Origin of the sequence: Nostoc sp. (genome assembly GCF_036916975.1) — a bacterium.
Lineage (GTDB): Bacteria > Cyanobacteriota > Cyanobacteriia > Cyanobacteriales > Nostocaceae > Nostoc.
In genome coordinates this window covers 1-21,768 of sequence record NZ_JBALFF010000063.1, presented here as the reverse complement: position 1 = coordinate 21,768, position 21,768 = coordinate 1, and the positions used below count along the sequence as shown (strand labels likewise).

Sequence of the window (21,768 nt, the reverse complement as noted above, 5' to 3'; positions counted from 1 at the left end):
AGGGGGCAGGGGGCAGGGGGCAGGGGGCAGGGGGCAGGGGGCAGGGGGCAGGGGGCAGGGGGCAGGGGGCAGGGGGCAGGGGGCAGGGGGCAGGGGGCAGGGAGAATAATAACTCCCAACTCCTAACTCCTAACTCCTAACTCCTAACTCCCAACTCCCAACTCCCAACTCCCAACTCCTAACTCCTAACTCCTAACTCCTAACTCCTAACTCCCAACTCCTACCTCCTACCTCCCAACTCCCCATTAAAAGCAGCGTCTTGGCTAAGAAAGCATTAAAATACATTAAGTAAATTGCTCTTTTAACTTTGGTTGCTGCTAAGGCAAAGATAGTATATGACTGACGTTCCCGCAGTTCGCATTCGCAATTTTTGTATTATTGCTCACATCGACCACGGGAAATCAACCCTCGCCGATCGCTTGTTGCAAGCTACTGGCACTGTTGAAGACCGACAGATGAAGGAACAGTTTCTTGACAACATGGATTTGGAACGGGAGCGCGGCATTACAATTAAGCTGCAAGCTGCCCGGATGAATTACACAGCGAAGGATGGTCAGCAGTATGTGCTGAATCTTATTGATACTCCGGGACATGTGGATTTCTCTTATGAAGTATCTCGCTCTCTTGTTGCTTGTGAAGGAGCGCTATTGGTAGTAGATGCGTCCCAAGGTGTGGAGGCGCAAACTTTGGCAAATGTATATTTAGCGTTAGAGAGTAACCTGGAAATTATCCCGGTTTTGAATAAAATCGATTTGCCTGGGGCTGAACCAGAACGGGTAATTGGCGAAATTGAAGAAATTATCGGTCTAGATTGCAGTGGTGCGATTCTTGCCTCTGCTAAAGAAGGAATTGGTATTGATCAGATTTTAGAAGCAGTTGTGGAGCGGATACCACCACCGCCGAATACGATAAATGAACGCTTACGGGCGTTAATATTTGATAGTTATTACGATAGCTACCGGGGAGTAATTGTGTATTTCCGGGTGATGGATGGCACAGTGAAAAAAGGCGATCGCATCCATTTAATGGCATCGGGTAAAGAATTTGAAATTGATGAGTTAGGCGTTCTTTCTCCGACTCAAAAGCAAGTTGATGAACTGCACGCTGGGGAAGTAGGCTATTTGGGAGCGGGAATTAGAGCCGTAGCTGATGCACGGGTAGGTGACACAATTACCCTCAGTAAGGCGAAAGCAGAAGAACCCTTACCAGGTTACGCAGAAGCGAACCCGATGGTTTTTTGCGGGATGTTCCCCATTGATGCTGACCAATTTGAAGATTTGCGGGAAGCTTTAGAAAAGCTCGAACTCAACGACGCAGCGCTACATTACGAACCAGAAACTTCGAGCGCGATGGGGTTTGGTTTCCGTTGCGGGTTTTTGGGTTTACTGCACATGGAAATTGTTCAGGAACGTCTAGAGCGAGAGTATAACTTAGATTTAATCATTACAGCCCCCTCGGTGGTTTATAAGGTGATTACCCTCAAAGGTGAGGAACTGTACATTGATAATCCTAGCCGCTTACCTTCTCCCAATGATCGCGAAAGAATTGAAGAACCCTACGTCCAAGTAGAGATGATTACGCCGGAAACTTATGTTGGCAGCTTGATGGAGTTGTCACAAAACCGCCGTGGCATCTTCAAAGATATGAAATATCTCACCCAAGGACGAACCACACTTACGTATGAGCTACCCTTAGCGGAGGTGGTGACTGACTTTTTCGATCAAATGAAGTCGCGATCGCGCGGTTACGCTAGTATGGAATATCACATCATCGGCTACCGTGAGAATCCCCTGGTGAAGCTAGATATCATGATTAACGGCGATCCTGTGGATTCCTTGGCGATGATTGTCCATCGAGATAAAGCTTACAACGTCGGGCGGGCAATGGCGGAAAAACTCAAGGAACTAATTCCTCGCCATCAATTCAAAGTGCCAATTCAGGCATCTATTGGCAGTAAAGTTATTGCCAGCGAACACATTCCCGCTTTGCGGAAAGATGTACTAGCCAAGTGCTACGGTGGCGACATCAGCCGGAAGAAGAAACTTTTACAGAAGCAAGCAAAAGGTAAAAAGCGGATGAAATCTGTGGGTACTGTGGATGTACCGCAAGAAGCCTTTATGGCAGTATTGCGCTTGGATCAAAACTAATTTAATCCTCAGAGACGAATGGCAATAAAAAAAGCCTCAAAACTTATCTAACCTATTTCCCAGCCTGAAAGCTGGGAACCAGGCGCAAGGGCTGTATCTTAACTTAGTTGCCATTCTCCTCAGAGACAATTTGGCTACTTGCGCCGACATATCAATCTGAAAAATATCAAACAACCAACCCCAACCCCTTGTCTTGTAGGGGAGGGTGTCCAATAGTCTGAATTACGAATTAGAATTATACCTTGTTTCTTATCACTAGCCTACAGTTGATAACCTTTGATAAGCTTTTACAAAATAACTGTTAAAAAATCTCAAAATTTTAGTAAACATACTCACTGCATTTGCCACCCTTGTATTTTTAGGTAAATGTAATTTTTTGGATATTTGTAAAGTTGTCGGGGAATCTAGCAGATGAAGATACTGGTACTGAGTTGGGAGTTTCCGCCAAGGATTGTTGGGGGAATTGCGCGGCATGTAGCGGAGTTGTACCCAGAACTGGTAAAGCTAGGGCATGAAATCCACCTGATTACAGCAGAGTTTGGTCAGGCGTCGATGTATGAGGTGGTTGAGGGAGTAAAGGTGCATCGAGTGCCAGTTGCCCATAGTAACGACTTTTTCCACTGGGTAGTCAATCTCAACCTAAGTATGGGAGATCATGGTGGTAAGTTGATTTTAGAGGAAGGGCCTTTTGATTTAATTCATGCCCATGATTGGTTGGTCGGAGATGCTGCGATCGCTCTCAAGCATAATTTTAAAATACCACTAATTGCTACAATTCACGCTACAGAATACGGGCGTTACAACGGTATTCGCACAGATATTCAAGGTTATATAAATGGCAAAGAAACCTTGCTGGCTTACAATGCTTGGCGGATTATTGTTTGTAGCGACTATATGCGCCAAGAAGTAGAACGGGCGTTACACAGTCCTTGGGATAAAATCGATGTCATTTATAACGGTATCCGAGCCGAAAAGAAACAGCATCACGTAGATTTTCATGCTGTAAATTTTCGCCGCCAATTTGCCACAGACGATGAGAAAATCGTTTACTACCTTGGTCGCATGACCTACGAAAAGGGTGTACCTGTATTGCTCAATGCTGCACCTAAGATTCTTTCGCAAATGGCAGGTAACGTTAAATTTGTCATCGTTGGTGGCGGCAATACTGACCATCTCAAGCGCCAAGCCTGGGATTTGGGAATTTGGCATCATTGCTATTTTACAGGTTTTCTCTCTGATAGATACTTAGATAGATTCCAAACTGTCGCAGACTGTGCAGTGTTTCCTAGTCTTTACGAACCTTTTGGGATTGTGGCTTTAGAAAGCTTTGCTTCTCGTGTTCCGGTAGTAGTTTCTGATACTGGTGGTTTTCCAGAAGTAGTGCAACATACCAAAACAGGCATTGTAACTTGGGTGAACAATCCCGATTCTTTAGCTTGGGGAATTTTGGAGGTTTTGAAAAATCCAGGATATCGGCAATGGCTGGTGGATAACGCTTATGAGGATTTAAAGCGACGCTTTAGCTGGCCGAAATTAGCCAAGCAAACAGAAGAAGTATATCAGCGAGTTGTACAAGAGCGATCGCAAATTGCCTGGTAAGTAAGTGGGCGCAAATAATCATCACTCGCTCGTAGTTGCGCTTTAGCGCTAAAGCGCAACTACGAGCCAAATACAGAGATTTTACTTTTCGTTACATAGTTTGGTTTTATCTTGCCTACCTACTTAAGCATAGATCCCCGACTTCTTGAAAAAGTGGGGGATCTAAAATTTTATTTTTTAAAGAAGCGCTATAAAGAACACAAGCAATATGGAGATTTTCGCAGAGTAAGGCAGAGAATAAATGATTACTTTGCGTTATTTTGAGTTAACAAACAGTACAAACCCTGTACGCTGGAAATTCTACCCTATCTAGTGCCAGAGTTAAGCTAGTACGCGTTTAAGTTGCAGATTTTTTCGTTAAAACTGTCATTTGTCATTGGTTATTCACAAAACGCAACTGATAAATGTCTAATGACAAAAGGCGAATTTACCGGAAAAATAAGCAATTAAAGTGCGTAACAGCCTAGCATATAATTGCAGTTTGCTCCAGAAGCTTAGTATGACAAAGGCATTCCCAAGCATAGCAAGGCGCTTGAAAAGTACAGGAATCAAGTTGTTAAAGATGGGAACCTTCCTAATAACCCGTTTTATTGCAAGCTGGAAACGCTACTTCTTGGGTGACACTGTTGATGATGTCCGCCCCTCCCCCTCTCCCTCCTTCGATGTCCGTCCCGCCTTAGCAGGCCCAGTCCTTAGCTTAGGTGGGGGTGGCCCCGATGTCGATGATGCAATCCAGTGGATGATCAACCAAGTTCGGGGAGGTAGTAATTCCGGTAATAAAGTTAATGTTGTAGTTCTCCGCACGAATGGTAATCACGATTACAATCGGCTAATTTATGCCATGAAGGGCGTAAACTTTGTGGAAACTCTTTTGATTCGCAATAGAGAAGAAGCAAACAAAGTTGATAACTATGAAAAAATCAAAAATGCTGATGTAATTTTCTTTGCTGGCGGCGACCAATGTCAATACATCCGCAACTGGAAAGATACCAAGGTTGAAGCTGCCGTTAAGTCAGTTTACCTGAAGGGAGGTGGTATTGGTGGCACTAGTGCGGGTGCGATGATCCAAAGTGATTGTGTGTATGATGCTTGCGCTTCTTCTGAAAAAGGCATTGAAACTAGGGATGCACTGGAAGATCCCTACCGGGACATTACTTTTACTTACAACTTTTTCAATTGGAGTAATTTGAAGGCAACCATCGTAGATACGCACTTTGACAGGCGGCAAAGAATGGGTCGAATTATGGCTTTCATTGCCCGTCAAATTAAGGACGGTGTAGCTAGCAGTGTTTTAGGCATAGCGGTTAGTGAAAGTACATCGGTTCTTGTGGATAAAAACGGTTTGGTAAAAGTTATGGGTAGGGGTGATGCGTACTTTGTACTTGGCAATCATCTGCCGGAAGTATGCGAACCCCGAACGCCTTTGACTTTTTCCAATTACAAAATTTGGAAAGTTCGCAGTGGCGATACCTTTAATTTGAGAAACAGACCAACCTCTGGGTACTATCTCAGGAGTGTCAAAAGGGGACGGATTGATTCAAATCCCTATTAGACATCTCCAGAAATTAAATATGCGTTATCTAGAACCCTTGTAGAGATGTAGGAATGCTACGTCTCTACATTCTTTTTTACCAGATGTCTATTAAAATTTGAATGTTGACCTTCTGAGGCTCGATGTTCACCTTCTGAGGCTCGACGTTCACCTTCTGAGGCTCGACGTTCACCTTCTGAGGTTCAATGTTGACCTTCTGAGGCTCAATGTTGACCTTCTGAGGTTCAACGTTCACCTTTTGAGGTTCAACGTTGAGCTTTTGAGGTTCAATGTTGACCTTCTGAGGTTCAACGTTCACCTTCTGAGGTTCAACGTTCACCTTCTGAGGTTCAACGTTCACCTTCTGAGGTTCAACGTTTGTAACTGCAAACACTCCAAATAAATTTGTATTGTAAGTGTGTCGGAATGTTTTAATATCAACATTAATCTATACTTCGGCTTCCATTCAGATGCGGTAAGCTGTCGCGCATTTAATTTGCACAACTAGGGCGCTCATGTTGCCCTGTTAGCTTGACTCGCCCGCCTCGAACTAAAGTTCAAGGCTGATAGCTAAAGTCTACTGAAGTAGACTAAAGATTTTTGTAAACGAGAAACGCTATAACTAGTGTGTATCAACACAACCTTTAAGATTTCGTAATCCTACATAAGTAATGATTGGCTGTTGTGTTTGCATTAGTAGTCATTCACACCTTAGATAGCGGTTGAGAAAATATTTGCAATCTAAACTAGCAATTGACTCAAAAATTCTTGGAGAAAGTAGATATGCAAACCAAACAGCTTGGTAATTCGGAGCTTCACATTACCCCAATCGGCTTTGGAGCCTGGGCGATCGGTGGCGGTGGTTGGGCTTTTGGTTGGGGAGCGCAGGATGACCAAGAATCTATTGAAGCGATCAATCGCGCTCTCGATCTCGGCGTTAATTGGATTGACACCGCAGCTATCTATGGTCTGGGACATTCGGAAGAAGTGGTTGCTAAGGCGCTCAAGGGTCGATCTAATCGCCCTTACATTTTCACTAAATGTTCAATGATTTGGGATGAAAAGGGCGAAATTGGTCGCAGCCTGAAGGCGGATTCTGTGCGGCGGGAAGTTGAAGCTAGTTTGCGCCGACTTGACATTGAAACCATTGATCTCTACCAGATCCACTGGCCTAACCCAGAGTCAGAAATTGAGGAAGGCTGGACGACTCTCGCCAAGCTCAAGGATGAGGGTAAGGTTCGCTATATAGGGGTTTCAAACTTTAATGTAGAACAGTTGAAACGTATCCAGGAAATTGCCCCAGTTACCTCGTTGCAACCGCCTTATTCACTGGTTAAGCGCGATGTCGAAAACGAAATTCTGCCTTTTTGTCAGGAAAATAATATAGGTGTGATTGTTTATTCACCTATGCAATCTGGCTTGCTTACAGGAAAGATGACACCTGAGCGGGTTGCCAATTTACCAGATAATGATTGGCGCAGGAATAGTGATGAATTTCAGGAGCCACGTTTATCTCGTAACCTGAAGTTGGTGGAAGTGTTAGAGCATATTGGTAAACAATACGATCGCTCCCCCGGTGAAGTGGCGATCGCTTGGACTTTAAAGAATCTAGCGGTGACGGCTGCGATCGTTGGCGCACGCAATCCCAAGCAGGTGGAAGGAATCATCGCTGCTGGAGAATTTCGCCTCAATCAGCAGGAGCTAGATCAGATTGGCGCTTTCTTGCGCGAGAATCCATAAAGGAGGTCTTGCGTAAACTTTCAATGGTAGCGATCGCATGTTTCGCCACAATATCAATTTCCTCTTGGTTATTAAACCGGCCAATCCCAAACCGCACTGAGGCATAAGCAAGCTCTTGTGGGTATCCCAGCGCTGTCAGAACATGGGAGGGTGCTATACTTGCCGATGAGCAAGCAGAACCAGAAGAAATCGCCATTACTGGCTGCAATCCTAGCAAAAGTGCGGCTCCATCCACCCCCTCAACGCTGATATTCAAGTTTCCCGCTAATCGGTCTTCAGGGTGTCCGTTGAGATGAATTCCTTCAAGTTCAGAAAGCTGTGACCACAAGCTTTGCCTTAACTGAGTGAGGCGTTGGTTTTCTGTTGCTTGTTCTCTCAAAGCGATTTCTACAGCTTTCCCAAAGCCGACTATTTGCGGTGTATACAATGTCCCAGACCGCATCCCCCGTTCATGTCCGCCGCCGTGCTGCTGGGAAGCTAGTTGCATTCTAGGGTCGCGCCTGCGGACGTACAGCGCCCCAATTCCCTTTGGCCCATATACTTTGTGTGCAGTTAGCGACATCAAGCCAATTTTCATCGCTTGCACATCTAGGGGAATTTTACCAATAGCTTGGGCTGCATCGGTGTGAAAAATGATGTTGGCTTCATGGCATATTTCCCCAATTTCTACCAATGGCTGCAACACACCAATTTCATTATTTGCAGCCATTACCGACACCAAAATCGTCTCAGGACGGAAAGCTTTTTTTAACTCAGTTAAATCAATCAATCCATCTTTTTTAACTGGGAGAATAGTAATTTCAAAACCGAGACTTTTTAAATAGTTACAAGGGTCAATAACTGCACTATGTTCAGTGGCAACAGTAATAATATGCTGACCTTTTTTAAAATAAGCTTCAGCAACACCTTTAATAGCTAAATTATTAGCTTCTGTTGCACCACTCGTAAAAACAATTTCTTCGGGAGTGGCGTTAATTGCTGCTGCTAAAATCTCTCGTGTTTGTTTAACAGCAGCTTCTGCTTCCCAACCGTAAACATGACCAATACTAGATGGGTTGCCAAATTTTTCTGTAAAGTAGGGGAGCATTGCTGCTAATACCCGTTCATCTACGGCTGTAGTAGCGTGGCAATCAAGGTATATAGGACGAATAGACATAATATTATTAACTCAAACTTTGACTCAAATTTTTTAATACACTTAGAACTTGATACAGTTCATTTTTTCTTTTCAAAAGTGTAAATTGGTCAGATATAGCATATTTTGGCTGATTGTTTTTGGTAAGTTTCAGGAAAATAAAATCACTACCATTTGTTACTAATCCAAAAGTAGGTTCGTCTTGACTAGGATTAGCTAACATATAAACAAGCGCTTGGGGTATGGCTTCTAAAAGAGAAAAGCTAGACCTTTTAGATTCAATTACTAACAACCATAATTTTTCTTGAATAACTAAAATATCAATTCTACCTCTAATAACTTCTTCTTCATCCTCCGCAGAAATTTCTATTGATTGCTCACCTCTAATATAAAAAGGCTCATCATAAAATCCAGCTAAATTGAGTAAAGGAGATAAAACTACTAATTTCACTGTTTCTTCTGACAAAGGAGGATACTTGACTAAACGGAGAAAATGAAGTTTTACTCTGTCTAACTCTTGCTTTTCTAAATCTGTAATTTCCGGTAAATTTTCAAACCATTCTGTGAAGAATGCCTCATCTTCGGCTAGCTGTAAACTAAATCTTTCTTCCAAATAGGCAAGCCCGACATTTTGTGCTTGGATAAATTGAACCATAATTCATTTAAAAGATGCAATGTAACTATTATGACAGTGTTTCAGTATTAACCTAGATAAGAATAGCAAAGATAATTAATTTAAAACTTGACCTATGTTTTTTAATATATTCAAAATTTTATATAATTCATTTTCGCGTCTATATAAAGTGAATTTATCAGATAAAGCATACATTAGTTTATCTTGTTTTCTCAACTTCATAAATTGGAAATCTTCTCCATTCATTACCAAGGAATATGCAGGATTTTCAGGGTGAGGATTTGCCAGCATATAAGTCAGCGCTTGAGGAATCGCCTTTGCCAAGGAAAAACTAGACCTCTTAGATTCAATTATCAATAACCATAGCTGATCTTGGAGAACTAGGACATCAATCTTGCCTTTGATAATTTCTTTAGTCTCTTCTGTGTTTACTTCATTATGAATGATAACTTCTTCGCTAATTTCTACACTTTGTTCTGTAGTGATGTAAAAAGGATGACGATAGAAACCAGCTAAATCTAGCAACGGAGATAATACTACTAATTTTACTGCTTCTTCTAAAAGAGGAGCATTTTCAAGCACATTGAGATAGTTATTTTTAACTCTGTCTAAGGATTGCTTTTCTAATTCGGAAATTTTAGGTATGTAGTCAAACCACTCTGTAAAAAATTGCTCATCTTCAGATTTATATAGAGCAAATTTTTCTTTTAAGTAGGCAAGAGTGACATTTTGGGCTTGGATGACTTGAATCATATTTATTTCAAATGGCGAGAAATTTATTTCCTTACTTAAATCATCGCGCTGGCAGTTTCCACATCGATTTTACCGACTTCGCCATTTAGACCCACTGTTTTATTGAAACTAACTAAATCAAACCCTGCTTGGATGATAGCATTAGCTACTTTGCCTTCCAGAACTTTTTGAGGATTGAGTGAGTTGAGTGCATCAGCGATCGCTTGCTCAAATAAGCTGCTCACATCCTGTTTTATTACTATATGATTGACATAGGATTCTTGTAACTATACCTGCATCCAATCGCGTTATGTGGCTGTTAATTCCCGTAACTTAGTTAAAACTGCTTGAGCATGACCTTTGCTTTTCACATTCGGCCAAGTATAGGCAATAATTTTATCAGGTGAAATGAGAAAGGTTGACCGAGCAACACCCATATATTCTTTTCCCATAAATTTTTTTAAGCGCCAAGCGCCGTAAGCTTCTGTCAATATATGTTCTGGGTCACTCAAGAGGGTGATTGATAAGTTATGTTTGCTGATAAATTTACAATGGGACTTACCCAAATCTGGACTCACACCTAAGATTTTCGCTCCCAATGCGCTGAAGTCTTGATACAACTCGGTGAAATCTTTTGCTTCGGTGGTACAACCGGGTGTATCATCTTTGGGGTATAAGTAGAGGATAATCCACTGACTGCTGAGGTCGTCGAGAGTGACTGAATTACCATTTTGGTCAGGAGTAGAAAAATCTGGTGCTGGTTGTCCGACTTGGGGAATATTGCTCATAATGGGGGTGTGAGAGATTGAAATCGCTTTAGAATTGTACATATATTGAGCTATGCCTGCGGCGGGCTATGCCTACCCACCATTTATATTTGCTTACAATGCCTAAAGATATGCAACGCGAATTTAGCAACCGCGATGAGTTGGTAGCCTACCTGCGCGAACAATTTCCAAGTGTAGCAGAACGCGATCGCCACATCAGCGAAACCGTAGGGGGACGCAAAGCAGCACAAAAAGCCCTAGAAATAATTGACCCAGTAAGCTACGCGCAAACACGTAATTTTTTCACAGGTGCAGTCACGCGACTTTCGCCTTATATTCGTTATGGCGTTTTGAGTTTGCGAGAAATTCGAGATTATGTCCTGGAACGGGTACAGCACGAAAATGATGCTACGAAATTAATTAACGAGTTAGGTTGGCGCGACTACTGGCAACGGTTATATGTCAAGTTAGGAGATGGAATCTGGAAAGACCAGGAAGAGTACAAAACTGGTTACACTGTGGATGAATATTTACCCGAATTGCCGCAAGATATCAGACAAGGAACCACAGGGAGGGTTTGCATAGACAGTTTTAGCCGTGACTTGAAAGAAACTGGCTATCTACATAACCACGCGCGAATGTGGCTAGCAGCTTACATTATCCATTGGCGGCGGATTCGTTGGCAAGCAGGAGCCAAATGGTTTCTCGAACACCTTTTAGATGGAGATCCTGCGAGTAATAATATGTCATGGCAATGGGTTGCCAGCACCTTTAGTCAGAAACCGTATTTTTTCAATCGTGAGAACTTAGAACGCTACACCAAAGGCATTTATTGCCAAAAATGTCCGCTTTACGGTCATTGTGATTTTGAAGGCAGCTATGAAGAATTAGAACAGCGACTTTTTCCTAAAGGGGAATTTAGCAAACAAGCCAATAGCCAAAGTTGGCAACGTTTAAAGAAAGGTAAAAGATGAATAAATCAATTGTTTGGATACATGGAGACTGCCTCAGTCCATACAACCCCGGACTACAAAAATACCCCGATGCGCCAGCTATCTGGGTTTGGGACGAGGCTTTGATAGAGGAATGGCAACTGAGTCTCAAACGCATCGCTTTTATTTACGAATGCTTGCTAGAGTTACCCGTTGTTATCCGTCGTGGCGATATGGCACAAGAAATTTTAGCTTTTGCTCAAGAACATGATGCAAATTTAATAGTCACAGCTAACAGTCCTAGTCCCCGATTTTATGATATCTGCAATCAAATCGAGGGTTCTATAGCAGTAGAAGTGTTAGAAGTAGAACCATTTTTTGAGTATGATGGCTATATTGACCTGAAACGGTTCTCCCGCTATTGGAAAGTGGCTCAAAATTATGTTTTTCGTTGAAGTCTGTCCCTCTCAGACTCGCAAAGAGACGGTTTTGCATAGTAAAACCTTCTTATACCAATTCTGTATGAAGATGCGCTAAACCATATTTAAGTACAAGAAAGAAAAACGAACCGCAAAGTCCGCAAAGAACACAAAGAAAGAAAGAAGAAGTTAAGAGGGTTTGGCGCAGCCTCACAAATAAATGGTATTAGAAGTTTTTTTATTAAGCTAATTAGGCGGTTACTACATGAGTGAGTTGTTGAACTGACATCTTTGGGCGTGGATAAGTTGATTCAAAATATGAAGCATTAAAGTTTCTGACTGTCTTCTCGTGCTAAATTACTAAAGCTTGGAGTTGGGAAACTCCGGTGAAATTCCGGGACTGTGCCGCAGCTGTAATGGGAAGACCCAAGTCAGAATGCCAACTCTCAAGATGTCCTCAAGACACACTTACCGTCTACTCCCTGCGTTGCACGGGGAAGGAGTTACAAGTTTGCTTTCTGGATTTGCCACTTGTCCTGGCTTGTTTTATGCTACGTCCGCTGCCGATGGTATATTATCTCGAATTAGAATACCAGGTGGAATTATTAGTAGTCAGCAGTGCCGTGCGATCGCAGATATAGCAGCCCAGCACGGTGGCGGCTATGTAGATGTGACTAATCGAGCTAATATACAAGTCCGTGAAATTCGCACAGGGATAAATGCTGAGGTTCTAAAACACCTACAGGATATGAGACTAGGTTCTCGCAATCCTGTTGTAGACCACATCCGTAATATTATGACCAGCCCGACTGCTGGTATCGACTTGCTAGAATTAATCGATACCCGTCCTTTTGTCCAGAGTTGGGATGATTATATTGCTGCACATCCGGCGCTTTCGGGACTGTCGGCAAAATTTAGCGTTTGCTTTGATGGTGGTGGGATAATTCGGGTGTGCGATCGCTTGAATGATATCCTATTTGCTGCTGTCTTAGTTGAGGGTAATGTTTACTTCCGCCTCCATCTCAGTGTCGGCGCAAAGGGTCAACCGCCCAGCGATATGGGAATTTTGTTATCACCAGAGAAATGTTTGCCGGTGTTGGCAGCTTTGGCGGATATCTATCTAACTCATAGTAATACTACAAGTAAGCGTCGGCTACGTCTCTTAGAGTTATTAAATACTTTAGGTTGTGAAAATTATCTCCAACAAGTTGAACAGCGTCTACCTTTTTCTCTTTTGGACAGTGACCTAACCCCCCAACCCCCTTCCCTATTAGGGAAGGGGGAGAAATTCTCCTCTTTGCTTGTAGGAGAGGGGTTGGGGAAAAGGTCAAATGCTAAGTATCAGCATATTGGCATCCATCCCCAACGTCAGCAGGACTTATTTTACATTGGAGTCGTCTTGCCCCTTGGGCGATTGGAGAGTAATCAGATGCGGGGTTTAGCAGATTTAGCAACAAAATACGGCAGTGGAACTCTTCGGTTAACCCCCTGGCAAAATCTGCTATTAACAGATATTCCTCAGCAATGGGTTGCTGATGTCCAAAGTGAAATTGCTTTCTTAGGATTAGATTCCTCAGCAACCAACATCAAGAGTGCATTAGTTGCCTGTTCTGGAAAAAAGGGTTGCGCCGCTTCTGCCACGGATACAAAAGATCATGCGTTGGCATTAGCAGAGTATCTTGAAACTCGCGTTACTCTAGATTGCCCAGTTAATATCCACTTCACCGGCTGCGAAAAATCTTGCGCCCAGCATAGCAAGAGTGATATTACTCTGCTTGGTGTCAGCATTGAGGCTGACAATGGAACTGTGGAAGGCTATCACGTTTATGTTGGTGACAGCAACCAGAAATTCGGATGTGAACTATATCAAAATGTAACTTTTGCCGAACTACCTGCATTAATAGAGCGGATGCTATATGTATATAAAATTCAACGGCTAAATTCTAATGAGTCCTTTGGGGAATTTGCTAATCGATATGCAATACACACAGGTAAGGAAAAATCGACGAACCACTGAGGCACAGAGAACACAGAGAAATAAGAGTTTGAGAGGTATTTTGCGTAAATCCTCAATTTAATAAATACTTAGAAATCTGTTTCTCTTCCTCTGTGTTCTCTGCGCCTCTGCGGTTAATTAACAAATTAATCTAAAATCGTTCGACTCAGAGAAGCCGAAGTCCAAAATCTAAAATCCCAAATCGAATGCCCGACTACATCCGAGATGCCAACGAAATTTACCGCAATTCTTTTGCAATCATCCGGTCAGAAGCGAACCTAGATTTGCTGCCACCAGATGTAGCAAAAGTTGCTGTACGTCTCATTCATGCCTGTGGAATGACGGATATTATCACTGACTTGGGATATTCACCAACAGCAGTACAATCTGCAAGGGCAGCACTAGCAGCAGGAGCGCCAATTCTGTGCGATTGCCGGATGGTTGCTGATGGCGTTACCAGGCGGCGGTTGTCTGCAAATAATCAAGTTATCTGTACCCTCAATGAGCCGGAAGTGCCAGAAATTGCCCAGCGTCTAAATACTACAAGGTCAGCGGCAGCTTTAGAATTATGGCGATCGCACCTGGAAGGATCGGTGATTGCAATTGGCAATGCGCCCACAGCACTATTTAGGCTATTAGAACTGCTCGATGAAGGAGTGCCGAAACCTGCTATTATCTTAGGCTTTCCAGTTGGGTTTGTCGGTGCAGCCGAATCGAAAGCCGCACTGGCAGCAGATAGCAGAAATGTACCATTTTTGACCTTACATGGTCGGCGCGGTGGAAGTGCGATCGCAGCCGCAGCAGTTAACGCCCTGGCAACGGAGGAAGAATAAATATGAAAACCAAAGGTCGTCTTTATGGAATTGGTGTCGGACCTGGCGATCCCGAATTATTGACTTTAAAAGCACTGCGGTTATTGCGTGCGGCTCCCGTGGTAGCCTATCAATCAGCCACAGATAAAGAAAGTATTGCAAGAGCGATCGTGGCCCAGTATCTACCTGGCAATCAAATCGAGGTGTTATTTCACCTCCCCCGCGCTTTGGAACCAGAAAAGGCCAAGTCTATTTATGACAAGGAAATTGAACCAATCGCCGACCATTTAGCAGCCGGTCGAGATGTCGTAGTCTTATGCGAGGGCGATCCATTTTTCTATGGTTCATTCATGTACCTGTTCACGCGGTTATGTGACCAATACGAAACAGAAGTTGTCCCTGGAGTTTCGTCGCTGATGGCTTGTCCGGTAGCCTTAGGTGTACCTTTCACTTACTACACCGATATCCTCACAGTCTTACCCGCGCCATTGCCAGCAGAAGAACTGACTACACATCTGCTGATGACTGATGCAGCCGCAATTATGAAGCTAGGTCGTCACTTTACCAAAGTACGAGATATTCTGCATAAATTAGGGCTAGCATCACGGGCAAGATATATTGAACGGGCATCAACATTACAGCAACGCATCATACCCCTGGATGAAGTTGATCCAGCCGAAGTACCCTATTTCTCGATGATTGTGATTCCAACTAAGAATCGTCTATAAACCTGTGACAAAATCAGTGTAATGACATTTTTTGGCCGCTCAACGACCAGTCATTTGCTCTAGCTTTTCGGGATAGCGATCCCCTTGCACCGTGATCTTGGAGGCGGCGTCATCGATGTCACGCAGATCGGCGGGCGTGAGATCAACTGAGACTGCCCCGATGTTTTCGTCCAAGCGATGCAGCTTCGTAGTACCCGGAATCGGAACAATCCACGGTTTCTGAGCCAGCAGCCAGGCGATCGCAATCTGAGCAGGTGTCGCCTGCTTCTGTTCTGCGATGCTACTGAGCAGATTAATCAGGGCTTGATTCGCCTTGAGAGCTTGGGGTGTGAAGCGAGGCAGGGTGCTGCGGAAGTCGGAGCTATCAAAGGTCGCGTTTTCGTCCATCTTGCCAGTGAGAAAGCCCTTACCCAGAGGGCTGTACGGGACAAAACCGATTCCGAGTTCCTCAAGAGTCGGTATCACTTCCTTTTCAGGAGTCCTCGTCCACAGCGAGTATTCGCTCTGGAGAGCAGTGACCGGCACAACCGCGTGCGCGCGACGAATCGTTTGCACTCCTGCTTCCGAGAGTCCAAAGTGCTTCACCTTACCTGACTGAATCAGTTCCTTCACTGCTCCTGCCACATCTTCGATCGGCACGTTCGGGTCAACTCGGTGCTGATAAAGTAGGTCGATTGTCTCGACCTTGAGTCGCTTGAGCGAACCCTCGACGACCTGCTTGATATGCTCCGGTCGGCTGTTTAGTCCCGGTGAACCCTTCATCCCACGCGGATCGGAATTAGGATTAATATCAAACCCGAATTTGGTGGCAATGACCACTTGCCCACGAAAGGGAGCAAGGGCTTCGCCCACAAGCTCTTCGTTCAAGAACGGGCCATAGACCTCGGCAGTGTCAAAGAATGTAATGCCGCGATCGACCGCAGCCCCCAGAAGAGCGATCATTTCTTGCGTGTCTTTGGGGGGGCCATAGGAAAAGCTCATTCCCATGCAGCCCAGCCCGATCGCCGAGACTTCTAAGTTACTGTTTCCAAGTTTGCGCTTTTGCATTTTTTGAACTCCTGTTTTTGAATTAAAGGTCGAACTGTCTTGCTCTACGATCAGGTCTGGTATTGTTCGTCGCTGACATGCTCCATCCAGTCCACGGGCTTGCCGTCGAGCCATTCCTGAATTGCGATGTGCGTCATGGACGTAGTTGCTGTAGCACCGTGCCAATGCTTCTCACCCGGCGAGATCCAGACCACATCCCCCGGTCGAATTTGCTCGATCGCGCCGCCCCAGCGTTGTACAAAACCACAGCCAGCCGTCACGATTAGGGTCTGTCCTAACGGGTGGGTATGCCATGCTGTCCGAGCGCCCGGTTCAAACGTGACACTAGCGCCAGACGTGCGTGCTGGCTCGTGCGCCTCGAACAGGGGGTCAATGCGGACAGTGCCGGTAAAATACTCAGCCAGTCCTTTGGCGGAAGGCTGTGAGCCACTTCTTTTGATGTCCATTTGCTTAATTCCTTCACTTGATGCCGTTCGCAAGGCTAGCAGGTAAGTCTCTTGCCCAATCAAAACTGAGTTTTATCTTAAATAAAAATCCAGAATGTTTATAAGAAGCCGAAATCATTTTTCCTTGCTTTAGCTTCATCTTAGGCATTTTCGAGGATAAGCAATAAAACGATCGTCTAAGATTGTTGTACAATCCTGCAAACTTAGAAATTAACGCTGCCAAAACGAGTGAAAAGTCCGATATGGATTTAATGAACGACCCACAGCCAAAGCGCGAGGCAGACAGAGCGCAAGCCAACAGAGACGAACTCAAAGAGCGGATTACACAGGCTATTCATCATGATGGGACGATTGAGCCACACAAAGGATTGCACTTCAACCGCTCCTCCTCGCCTTCGGAATGCCTTCATAGTGTCTCTATCCCTGCCTTTTGTGCGATCGCTCAGGGCAGCAAAGAAGTTTTTCTGGGTAGCGATCGCTATCAGTACGACCCGATGCATTATCTGCTTGCTACGGTTGAACTGCCGATTGTCAGCCAAATTCTGGAAGCGTCTAAGGAGCAACCTTACCTTAGCCTTCGCCTCGATCTCGACCCCACCCTCGTTGGCTCAGTCATGGTCGAGGCAGGGTATCCCTCATCGCGCAGCCGTGCTAATGTGAAAGCGATTGACGTAAGTCCGTTGGATGCAAATCTGTTGGACGCTGTGGTGCGGCTCGTCAGGCTTTTAGATTCCCCTGCTGAAGCTCATGTTCTCGCACCGCTGATTAAGCGGGAAATCATTTACCGACTTTTGAGGGGAGAGCAAGGTAATCGCCTCCGTCATATTGCAGTTCTGGGTGGCTATACCTACCACATCGCCAGAGCCGTCGAGCGACTTCGTAAAGACTTTAAAGAGCCGATCAAGATTGAAAACATCGCCCGATAGATGGGAATGAGTGTTTCGGGCTTTCACCATCACTTCAAGTCTGGAACTGCAATGAGTCCCTTGCAGTTCCAGAAGCAACTGCGGCTCCAGGAGGCTCGCCGTGTGATGCTGGGCGAAAACCTTGATGCTACCAGTGCTGCCTATCGAGTGGGGTACGAGGATGCGTCGCACTTCAACCGAGAGTATAAGCGGCTCTTTGGTGCCCCACCAATGCGCGATGTGGAGCGGCTGCGAGAAGCTGCTAGGGAGACTGCTAGTTCAATATGATTTCCTCAACAATACGTTAGCCAAAAGAAGATGATGAAGAGATAGGTCCCTCTGTAGTAGAGTTATTCTCTCTCACAACGACAACTCAAACCATGCCTCGTAAATTGGCAGAGGTATTGTTAACCCATAATTTAGACTTTACCATAAAGGAATACTTCAAAAAAAGTTGATGGCTTCTAATAGCACCTTCACTCCTGATCCGATCGCTGCTGGCTTTCATGCCCTGTCTGACCCCCTACGGATTAAAGTATTAGAACTTCTGCGTTCTCAAGAACTATGCGTGTGTGACCTGTGCGACCATCTGGGAACCACTCAGTCTAAACTGTCTTTTCACCTCAAAACCCTTAAAGAAGCTGGTTTAGTTCGCGCTCGTCAAGAAGGGCGCTGGATTTACTACAGCCTCAATCTGCCGCAATTTGTTGCCCTAGAACAGTATCTAGCAGAATTCCGCCGCTTTAGCCCAATATTGCCTATTCGTCCCCCCTGCGAGACTTAAAAATTCACCAACTTTTTTTGTAATGTTTTGTTTACTTCTAGTTATCTACGGATTGACAAATCAATTTTTTTTGAAATGATGGAGATATACTCTTTATAGAACTCACCGAATTTTAGATTTTCAATTTTGGATGTTGGATTGAATAATCTGAAATTCCTGCTCGAAGACCCTGCATTCATGTATGGGGTTAATTGTAATGAACAAAAAGACTTTAAAACGCCTCTCCTTTATTGACCACTTCCTCACCTTGTGGATTTTTTTAGCAATGGCGATTGGTGTAGGTCTAGGCTATTTCTTTCCGGGAGTAGAAGCCTTTATCAACCAGTTCCAAATAGGAACAACGAATATACCGATCGCCATTGGGTTAATTCTGATGATGTACCCGCCCTTAGCCAAGGTGCGGTATGAAGAATTAGGGGATGTATTTCGCAACGGAAAAATTCTTGGTGTGTCACTACTTCAAAATTGGATTATTGGGCCAATTTTGATGTTTGCACTGGCGACTGTCTTCTTACATGATTATCCAGAATACATGACGGGATTGATTCTGATTGGATTAGCCCGTTGTATTGCAATGGTAGTTGTGTGGAGTGACTTAGCACGAGGAAATACAGAATACACGGCTGGATTAGTTGCCTTCAATAGTATCTTTCAAGTTATCTTTTATAGTCCTTATGCATGGTTCTTTATTACTGTACTGCCGCCACTGTTTGGGTTACAAGGCAGTATTGTTAATGTCAGCATTGCCGAGATTGCCAAAAGTGTGTTTATCTATCTCGGTATTCCCTTTTTAGCTGGATTTTTCACTCGTTTCTTCTTAGTAAAAGTGAAAAGTAAGCAGTGGTATCACGAAGAATTTGTGCCTAAAATCAGCCCGATTACACTGATTGCTCTGTTATTTACAATCGTGGTTATGTTCAGCTTAAAAGGGAATTTGATCGTTCAGATACCCTTAGATGTGGTAAAGATTGCAATTCCGATGATCGTCTACTTCGTCATCATGTTTTTGGTTAGCTTTTACATGGCTTGGCGGATTAAGACAGACTATTCTAGAGCCGCAAGTGTAGCCTTTACAGCCGCCGGAAATAATTTTGAACTTGCGATCGCAGTATTTGGCATTAATTCGGGTGTTGCTTTTGCTGCCGTCGTCGGGCCTCTGGTAGAAGTGCCTGTATTGATTGGTCTGGTTAATGTTGCTTTCTGGTTTGAAAAACGTTACTTTTCGCCATCTGAATCGAGAACATTTTAAATTTAGTCAAATTATTTGGAGGAGTTGAACTATGAAACGTGTGATGTTTGTCTGCAAAAAGAATTCTGCCCGTTCTCAAATGGCAGAAGGCTTTGCTAAAACCCTTGGTAAGGGAAAAATTGAAGTGATTAGCTCAGGCTTAGAAGCAAGTCTTGTCAGACCAGAAGCGATCGCAACCATGAAAGAAATTGGTATCGATATTACCGATCAACACTCCAAACCCCTGAGTGACTTCAAAGCCGAAGATTTTGATGTAGTAATTTCTCTGTGTGGCTGTGGCGTGAACTTGCCGCCAGAGTGGGTTGTGCGAGAAGTATTTGAAGACTGGCAATTAGATGATCCAGCAGAACAACCGGAAATTTTTCCTAGAGTCCGCGATGAGATTAAACAACGGGTGACTCAATTAATTGAGTCTGTGAATAAAGAATTTACACCTGTTCGATAAAGATTGCAACGTTAAATCAAAAGACATAGGAGTGAAAAACAATTGTTGTGACGTAGCAGTGCTACGTCTCTACAAGGATTCTGGGTAACGCATATTTAATTTCTGGAGATGTCTATTCATCTCTCCGTGTCCTCTGCGCCTCTGTGGTTCATTTTATTAGATACTTTATTTCTTAAAAATCCCTAAGCAATTACCATGACGACATGGATGCGGATGTTCACTATCCCGAATCAATCTTCAGTGGCTAAAGCATACGAGGAGTTTAACGAAGACGGCACTATGAAAGATTCGCCCTACCGCGATCGCATTGTCGATGTCATGGAAGAACTTTACAAATTTACCTTGCTATTGCGTGACAAACTTGATTATCTCACAGACCGCTACAGTGAACGTAAAGAAAAAGCTACTAAAGAGACAATCATGATATCTCAAGCTCTTGAACTTAATTCTAATACAAGTAAGTCGGCGCAAATAATCATCACTGGTTTGTAGTTGCGCTTTAGCGCAAGACAAATAGAATAACCTCCTGGCAGATTGAACCAGGAGATTTCAAAAAAATTGATTCATCTTTACAAGCGTTGTAGCAGGCTTAAACCGTGGGTATCAGTACCACAGGTATTGAAAAGAAAATATTCATCAGCCAACTTTTGTACTTGTTCTGATTCCAAGACGCTAGGTTTCCACGGGTTAGGGTTATTGTAGGCGTAGAAAGTTTCCACGCCATCAATGCCCTTTTCGGACGCAGCCGGAATTAAGTCAAAATGCGATCGCTTGTAACGAGCCGGATGTGCCAGAACTGCCAAGCCCCCAGCTTCATGAATAGCAGCAATCACGTTACTTGCTTGATATTCTTGCCCTGTAGTCGGCCTTCTTTGGAGATAAGGCTTCATACTAGGGTGTTCTGGTGTAAAAGCGTAAGCCAAAATGTGAACTTCTATATCCAAAAGATTGGCATTAATTTCTACACCACTCCACAGGTAAGGAGTCCTTGCACCAGGATTATTCCACTTCCAATCTTCTAACCAAGCAACTGATGCTTGATAGCCCACAATACCATGATGATCGGTGATCGCTAACCCTTTTAATCCAATAGCGATCGCCTGCTCCATCAATACACTCGGCTGCAACTTACCATCCGAGTAGACAGTGTGCATGTGAAAGTTGAATAACCTTGGACAACTTTGTGCATCAATATTTTGGAATACTTGCTTCAAAAGTTCTGTGGAAGCAGTAGTTCGGGCCGAATTTACAACCATAACCCCCTCTGAACAAAAATATATCTTTTTAACACACTAAAACGGTACATCTAGAGATGAGAAAGACTCAGCACTAAATAATTAGTGTTGGCTGCTACTTTCTCAGCTTTCTCAGCAAATTTTTCAATATGTTAAGACTACGTTAGCAAATCTTAACCTCAGTAGTCATGGGTAATTTGGATTACTTTAAAAATAAGTAGTCAAAAATATTGCATATAACTTTACATAAATACGCTTATAGTCTTTGTGCTAAATGACTTACCTTTAAAGACTTAAGAGGTAATTTTATTTGATCAGCCTGCGATTTAATTATATATTACGTGTAATAAAATATGACTATCCTCAGTAATTACACTATTGTAGATAACTAGTACAGGACTTACGCAACTGTCACAAGCAATGGCGCGGTTACACCGCGCCGTGCGCCTAAACAACTACGCGATAAACATAGGAACAGCCGGACG

The 21,768-nt window shown here is 43.8% G+C and carries 23 protein-coding genes, 1 pseudogene and 1 riboswitch; of the genes and pseudogenes, 15 read left to right on the top strand and 9 right to left on the bottom strand.

Features of this window, described 5'->3' with window-relative positions:
- Positions 1-335 precede the first annotated feature (335 nt).
- The 3 genes from lepA to V7K73_RS15310 all read left to right on the top strand — a co-directional run bounded on the left by lepA (position 336) and on the right by V7K73_RS15310 (position 5,298).
- Positions 336-2,147, top strand: coding sequence for a translation elongation factor 4 (gene lepA, locus V7K73_RS15320; protein WP_334881341.1), 1,812 nt, complete (start codon positions 336-338; stop codon positions 2,145-2,147).
- Positions 2,148-2,558: 411 nt separating this feature from the next.
- Positions 2,559-3,746 (top strand): glycosyltransferase family 4 protein, encoded by a 1,188-nt coding sequence (locus tag V7K73_RS15315; protein WP_334881339.1) that lies wholly within the window; start codon positions 2,559-2,561, stop codon positions 3,744-3,746.
- A 499-nt stretch (positions 3,747-4,245) separates the two neighbouring features.
- Complete coding sequence (locus V7K73_RS15310) at positions 4,246-5,298, top strand: cyanophycinase (protein ID WP_334881337.1); 1,053 nt, start codon at positions 4,246-4,248, stop codon at positions 5,296-5,298.
- Positions 5,299-5,374: 76 nt separating this feature from the next.
- Here the strand turns inward: V7K73_RS15310 and V7K73_RS15305 are convergent, their stop codons facing one another.
- Positions 5,375-5,596: a hypothetical protein gene (locus V7K73_RS15305; protein ID WP_334881335.1), complete on the bottom strand. Its 222-nt coding sequence runs from the start codon at positions 5,594-5,596 to the stop codon at positions 5,375-5,377.
- A 464-nt stretch (positions 5,597-6,060) separates the two neighbouring features.
- On the opposite strand from V7K73_RS15305, the gene V7K73_RS15300 reads away from it, so the two are divergent.
- Complete coding sequence (locus tag V7K73_RS15300; protein WP_334881332.1) at positions 6,061-7,017, top strand: aldo/keto reductase; 957 nt, start codon at positions 6,061-6,063, stop codon at positions 7,015-7,017.
- On the opposite strand, the gene V7K73_RS15295 is transcribed toward V7K73_RS15300, so the two are convergent.
- From V7K73_RS15295 to bcp, 5 genes are all read right to left on the bottom strand, one after another.
- Positions 6,965-8,173 carry a cysteine desulfurase family protein gene (locus V7K73_RS15295; protein WP_334881330.1) on the bottom strand — a complete coding sequence of 403 codons (1,209 nt, stop codon included), beginning with the start codon at positions 8,171-8,173 and terminating at the stop codon, positions 6,965-6,967. The two genes, V7K73_RS15300 and V7K73_RS15295, sit on opposite strands and share 53 nt — an antisense overlap.
- Before the next feature lie 7 nt (positions 8,174-8,180).
- Entirely contained in the window at positions 8,181-8,807 is a 627-nt protein-coding gene (locus V7K73_RS15290; protein WP_334881328.1) for a type I restriction endonuclease, read from the bottom strand.
- Positions 8,808-8,882: 75 nt separating this feature from the next.
- A complete protein-coding gene (locus V7K73_RS15285; protein ID WP_334881326.1) occupies positions 8,883-9,539 on the bottom strand; it encodes a type I restriction endonuclease in 657 nt (218 codons plus the stop codon).
- A gap of 35 nt (positions 9,540-9,574) precedes the next feature.
- Positions 9,575-9,763, bottom strand: coding sequence for a hypothetical protein (locus V7K73_RS15280; protein ID WP_334881324.1), 189 nt, complete (start codon positions 9,761-9,763; stop codon positions 9,575-9,577).
- A 63-nt stretch (positions 9,764-9,826) separates the two neighbouring features.
- Positions 9,827-10,306 carry a thioredoxin-dependent thiol peroxidase gene (bcp, locus tag V7K73_RS15275; protein ID WP_334881345.1) on the bottom strand — a complete coding sequence of 160 codons (480 nt, stop codon included), beginning with the start codon at positions 10,304-10,306 and terminating at the stop codon, positions 9,827-9,829.
- Between the two features lie 98 nt (positions 10,307-10,404).
- Here bcp and V7K73_RS15270 point away from each other — a divergent pair, with 98 nt between their 5' ends.
- The 5 genes from V7K73_RS15270 to V7K73_RS15250 all read left to right on the top strand — a co-directional run bounded on the left by V7K73_RS15270 (position 10,405) and on the right by V7K73_RS15250 (position 15,172).
- Complete coding sequence (locus tag V7K73_RS15270) at positions 10,405-11,259, top strand: FAD-binding domain-containing protein (protein WP_334881343.1); 855 nt, start codon at positions 10,405-10,407, stop codon at positions 11,257-11,259.
- Positions 11,256-11,672 carry a hypothetical protein gene (locus tag V7K73_RS15265; protein ID WP_334881322.1) on the top strand — a complete coding sequence of 139 codons (417 nt, stop codon included), beginning with the start codon at positions 11,256-11,258 and terminating at the stop codon, positions 11,670-11,672. The genes V7K73_RS15270 and V7K73_RS15265 overlap by 4 nt, the downstream gene beginning before the upstream one ends.
- 321 nt (positions 11,673-11,993) lie before the next feature.
- Positions 11,994-12,086: riboswitch (adenosylcobalamin-variant (AdoCbl-variant) riboswitch) on the top strand.
- 1 nt (position 12,087) lies between these two features.
- Positions 12,088-13,653, top strand: a complete 1,566-nt coding sequence (gene cobG / locus V7K73_RS15260; RefSeq protein ID WP_334881320.1) for a precorrin-3B synthase — start codon at positions 12,088-12,090, stop codon at positions 13,651-13,653.
- Between the two features lie 185 nt (positions 13,654-13,838).
- Positions 13,839-14,465 (top strand): precorrin-8X methylmutase, encoded by a 627-nt coding sequence (locus V7K73_RS15255; RefSeq protein ID WP_334881318.1) that lies wholly within the window; start codon positions 13,839-13,841, stop codon positions 14,463-14,465.
- A gap of 2 nt (positions 14,466-14,467) precedes the next feature.
- Entirely contained in the window at positions 14,468-15,172 is a 705-nt protein-coding gene (locus V7K73_RS15250; protein ID WP_334881316.1) for a precorrin-2 C(20)-methyltransferase, read from the top strand.
- A gap of 39 nt (positions 15,173-15,211) precedes the next feature.
- Here the strand turns inward: V7K73_RS15250 and V7K73_RS15245 are convergent, their stop codons facing one another.
- Both V7K73_RS15245 and V7K73_RS15240 read right to left on the bottom strand, forming a co-directional pair.
- The gene (locus tag V7K73_RS15245; protein ID WP_334881314.1) at positions 15,212-16,219 is read right to left on the bottom strand and encodes an aldo/keto reductase; all 1,008 of its coding nucleotides are present in this window, start codon (positions 16,217-16,219) and stop codon (positions 15,212-15,214) included.
- Between the two features lie 50 nt (positions 16,220-16,269).
- Positions 16,270-16,665, bottom strand: a complete 396-nt coding sequence (locus V7K73_RS15240) for a (R)-mandelonitrile lyase (RefSeq protein ID WP_334881312.1) — start codon at positions 16,663-16,665, stop codon at positions 16,270-16,272.
- A 185-nt stretch (positions 16,666-16,850) separates the two neighbouring features.
- Here V7K73_RS15240 and V7K73_RS15235 point away from each other — a divergent pair, with 185 nt between their 5' ends.
- The 6 genes and pseudogenes from V7K73_RS15235 to V7K73_RS15210 form a co-directional block, all read left to right on the top strand.
- A complete protein-coding gene (locus V7K73_RS15235) occupies positions 16,851-17,591 on the top strand; it encodes an AraC family transcriptional regulator (protein WP_334881310.1) in 741 nt (246 codons plus the stop codon).
- Positions 17,592-17,597: 6 nt separating this feature from the next.
- Complete coding sequence (locus tag V7K73_RS15230; protein WP_334881308.1) at positions 17,598-17,858, top strand: helix-turn-helix transcriptional regulator; 261 nt, start codon at positions 17,598-17,600, stop codon at positions 17,856-17,858.
- Positions 17,859-18,027: 169 nt separating this feature from the next.
- Positions 18,028-18,354 (top strand): ArsR/SmtB family transcription factor, encoded by a 327-nt coding sequence (locus V7K73_RS15225; RefSeq protein ID WP_334881306.1) that lies wholly within the window; start codon positions 18,028-18,030, stop codon positions 18,352-18,354.
- Between the two features lie 196 nt (positions 18,355-18,550).
- A complete protein-coding gene (gene arsB, locus V7K73_RS15220) occupies positions 18,551-19,603 on the top strand; it encodes an ACR3 family arsenite efflux transporter (RefSeq protein WP_334881304.1) in 1,053 nt (350 codons plus the stop codon).
- 31 nt (positions 19,604-19,634) lie between these two features.
- Entirely contained in the window at positions 19,635-20,048 is a 414-nt protein-coding gene (gene arsC / locus V7K73_RS15215) for an arsenate reductase, glutathione/glutaredoxin type (protein WP_334881302.1), read from the top strand.
- Between the two features lie 204 nt (positions 20,049-20,252).
- Positions 20,253-20,540: pseudogene (locus V7K73_RS15210) on the top strand (arsenical resistance protein ArsH); the annotation flags it as partial.
- A 77-nt stretch (positions 20,541-20,617) separates the two neighbouring features.
- Here the strand turns inward: V7K73_RS15210 and V7K73_RS15205 are convergent.
- The gene (locus V7K73_RS15205; RefSeq protein WP_334881300.1) at positions 20,618-21,304 is read right to left on the bottom strand and encodes a PHP domain-containing protein; all 687 of its coding nucleotides are present in this window, start codon (positions 21,302-21,304) and stop codon (positions 20,618-20,620) included.
- Positions 21,305-21,768 lie beyond the last annotated feature (464 nt).

Coding starts and splice junctions, on each gene's coding strand:
- V7K73_RS15270 (WP_334881343.1), top strand. CDS start 10,405: ATGCCTAAAGATATGCAACGCGAATTTAGCAACCGCGATGAGTTGGTA.
- V7K73_RS15295 (WP_334881330.1), bottom strand. CDS start 8,173: ATGTCTATTCGTCCTATATACCTTGATTGCCACGCTACTACAGCCGTA.
- V7K73_RS15205 (WP_334881300.1), bottom strand. CDS start 21,304: ATGGTTGTAAATTCGGCCCGAACTACTGCTTCCACAGAACTTTTGAAG.
- V7K73_RS15245 (WP_334881314.1), bottom strand. CDS start 16,219: ATGCAAAAGCGCAAACTTGGAAACAGTAACTTAGAAGTCTCGGCGATC.
- V7K73_RS15265 (WP_334881322.1), top strand. CDS start 11,256: ATGAATAAATCAATTGTTTGGATACATGGAGACTGCCTCAGTCCATAC.
- V7K73_RS15290 (WP_334881328.1), bottom strand. CDS start 8,807: ATGGTTCAATTTATCCAAGCACAAAATGTCGGGCTTGCCTATTTGGAA.
- V7K73_RS15250 (WP_334881316.1), top strand. CDS start 14,468: ATGAAAACCAAAGGTCGTCTTTATGGAATTGGTGTCGGACCTGGCGAT.
- V7K73_RS15255 (WP_334881318.1), top strand. CDS start 13,839: ATGCCCGACTACATCCGAGATGCCAACGAAATTTACCGCAATTCTTTT.
- V7K73_RS15225 (WP_334881306.1), top strand. CDS start 18,028: ATGGCTTCTAATAGCACCTTCACTCCTGATCCGATCGCTGCTGGCTTT.
- bcp (WP_334881345.1), bottom strand. CDS start 10,306: ATGAGCAATATTCCCCAAGTCGGACAACCAGCACCAGATTTTTCTACT.
- V7K73_RS15310 (WP_334881337.1), top strand. CDS start 4,246: ATGACAAAGGCATTCCCAAGCATAGCAAGGCGCTTGAAAAGTACAGGA.
- cobG (WP_334881320.1), top strand. CDS start 12,088: ATGTCCTCAAGACACACTTACCGTCTACTCCCTGCGTTGCACGGGGAA.
- arsB (WP_334881304.1), top strand. CDS start 18,551: ATGAACAAAAAGACTTTAAAACGCCTCTCCTTTATTGACCACTTCCTC.
- V7K73_RS15230 (WP_334881308.1), top strand. CDS start 17,598: ATGAGTGTTTCGGGCTTTCACCATCACTTCAAGTCTGGAACTGCAATG.
- V7K73_RS15285 (WP_334881326.1), bottom strand. CDS start 9,539: ATGATTCAAGTCATCCAAGCCCAAAATGTCACTCTTGCCTACTTAAAA.
- V7K73_RS15315 (WP_334881339.1), top strand. CDS start 2,559: ATGAAGATACTGGTACTGAGTTGGGAGTTTCCGCCAAGGATTGTTGGG.
- arsC (WP_334881302.1), top strand. CDS start 19,635: ATGAAACGTGTGATGTTTGTCTGCAAAAAGAATTCTGCCCGTTCTCAA.
- V7K73_RS15300 (WP_334881332.1), top strand. CDS start 6,061: ATGCAAACCAAACAGCTTGGTAATTCGGAGCTTCACATTACCCCAATC.
- V7K73_RS15240 (WP_334881312.1), bottom strand. CDS start 16,665: ATGGACATCAAAAGAAGTGGCTCACAGCCTTCCGCCAAAGGACTGGCT.
- lepA (WP_334881341.1), top strand. CDS start 336: ATGACTGACGTTCCCGCAGTTCGCATTCGCAATTTTTGTATTATTGCT.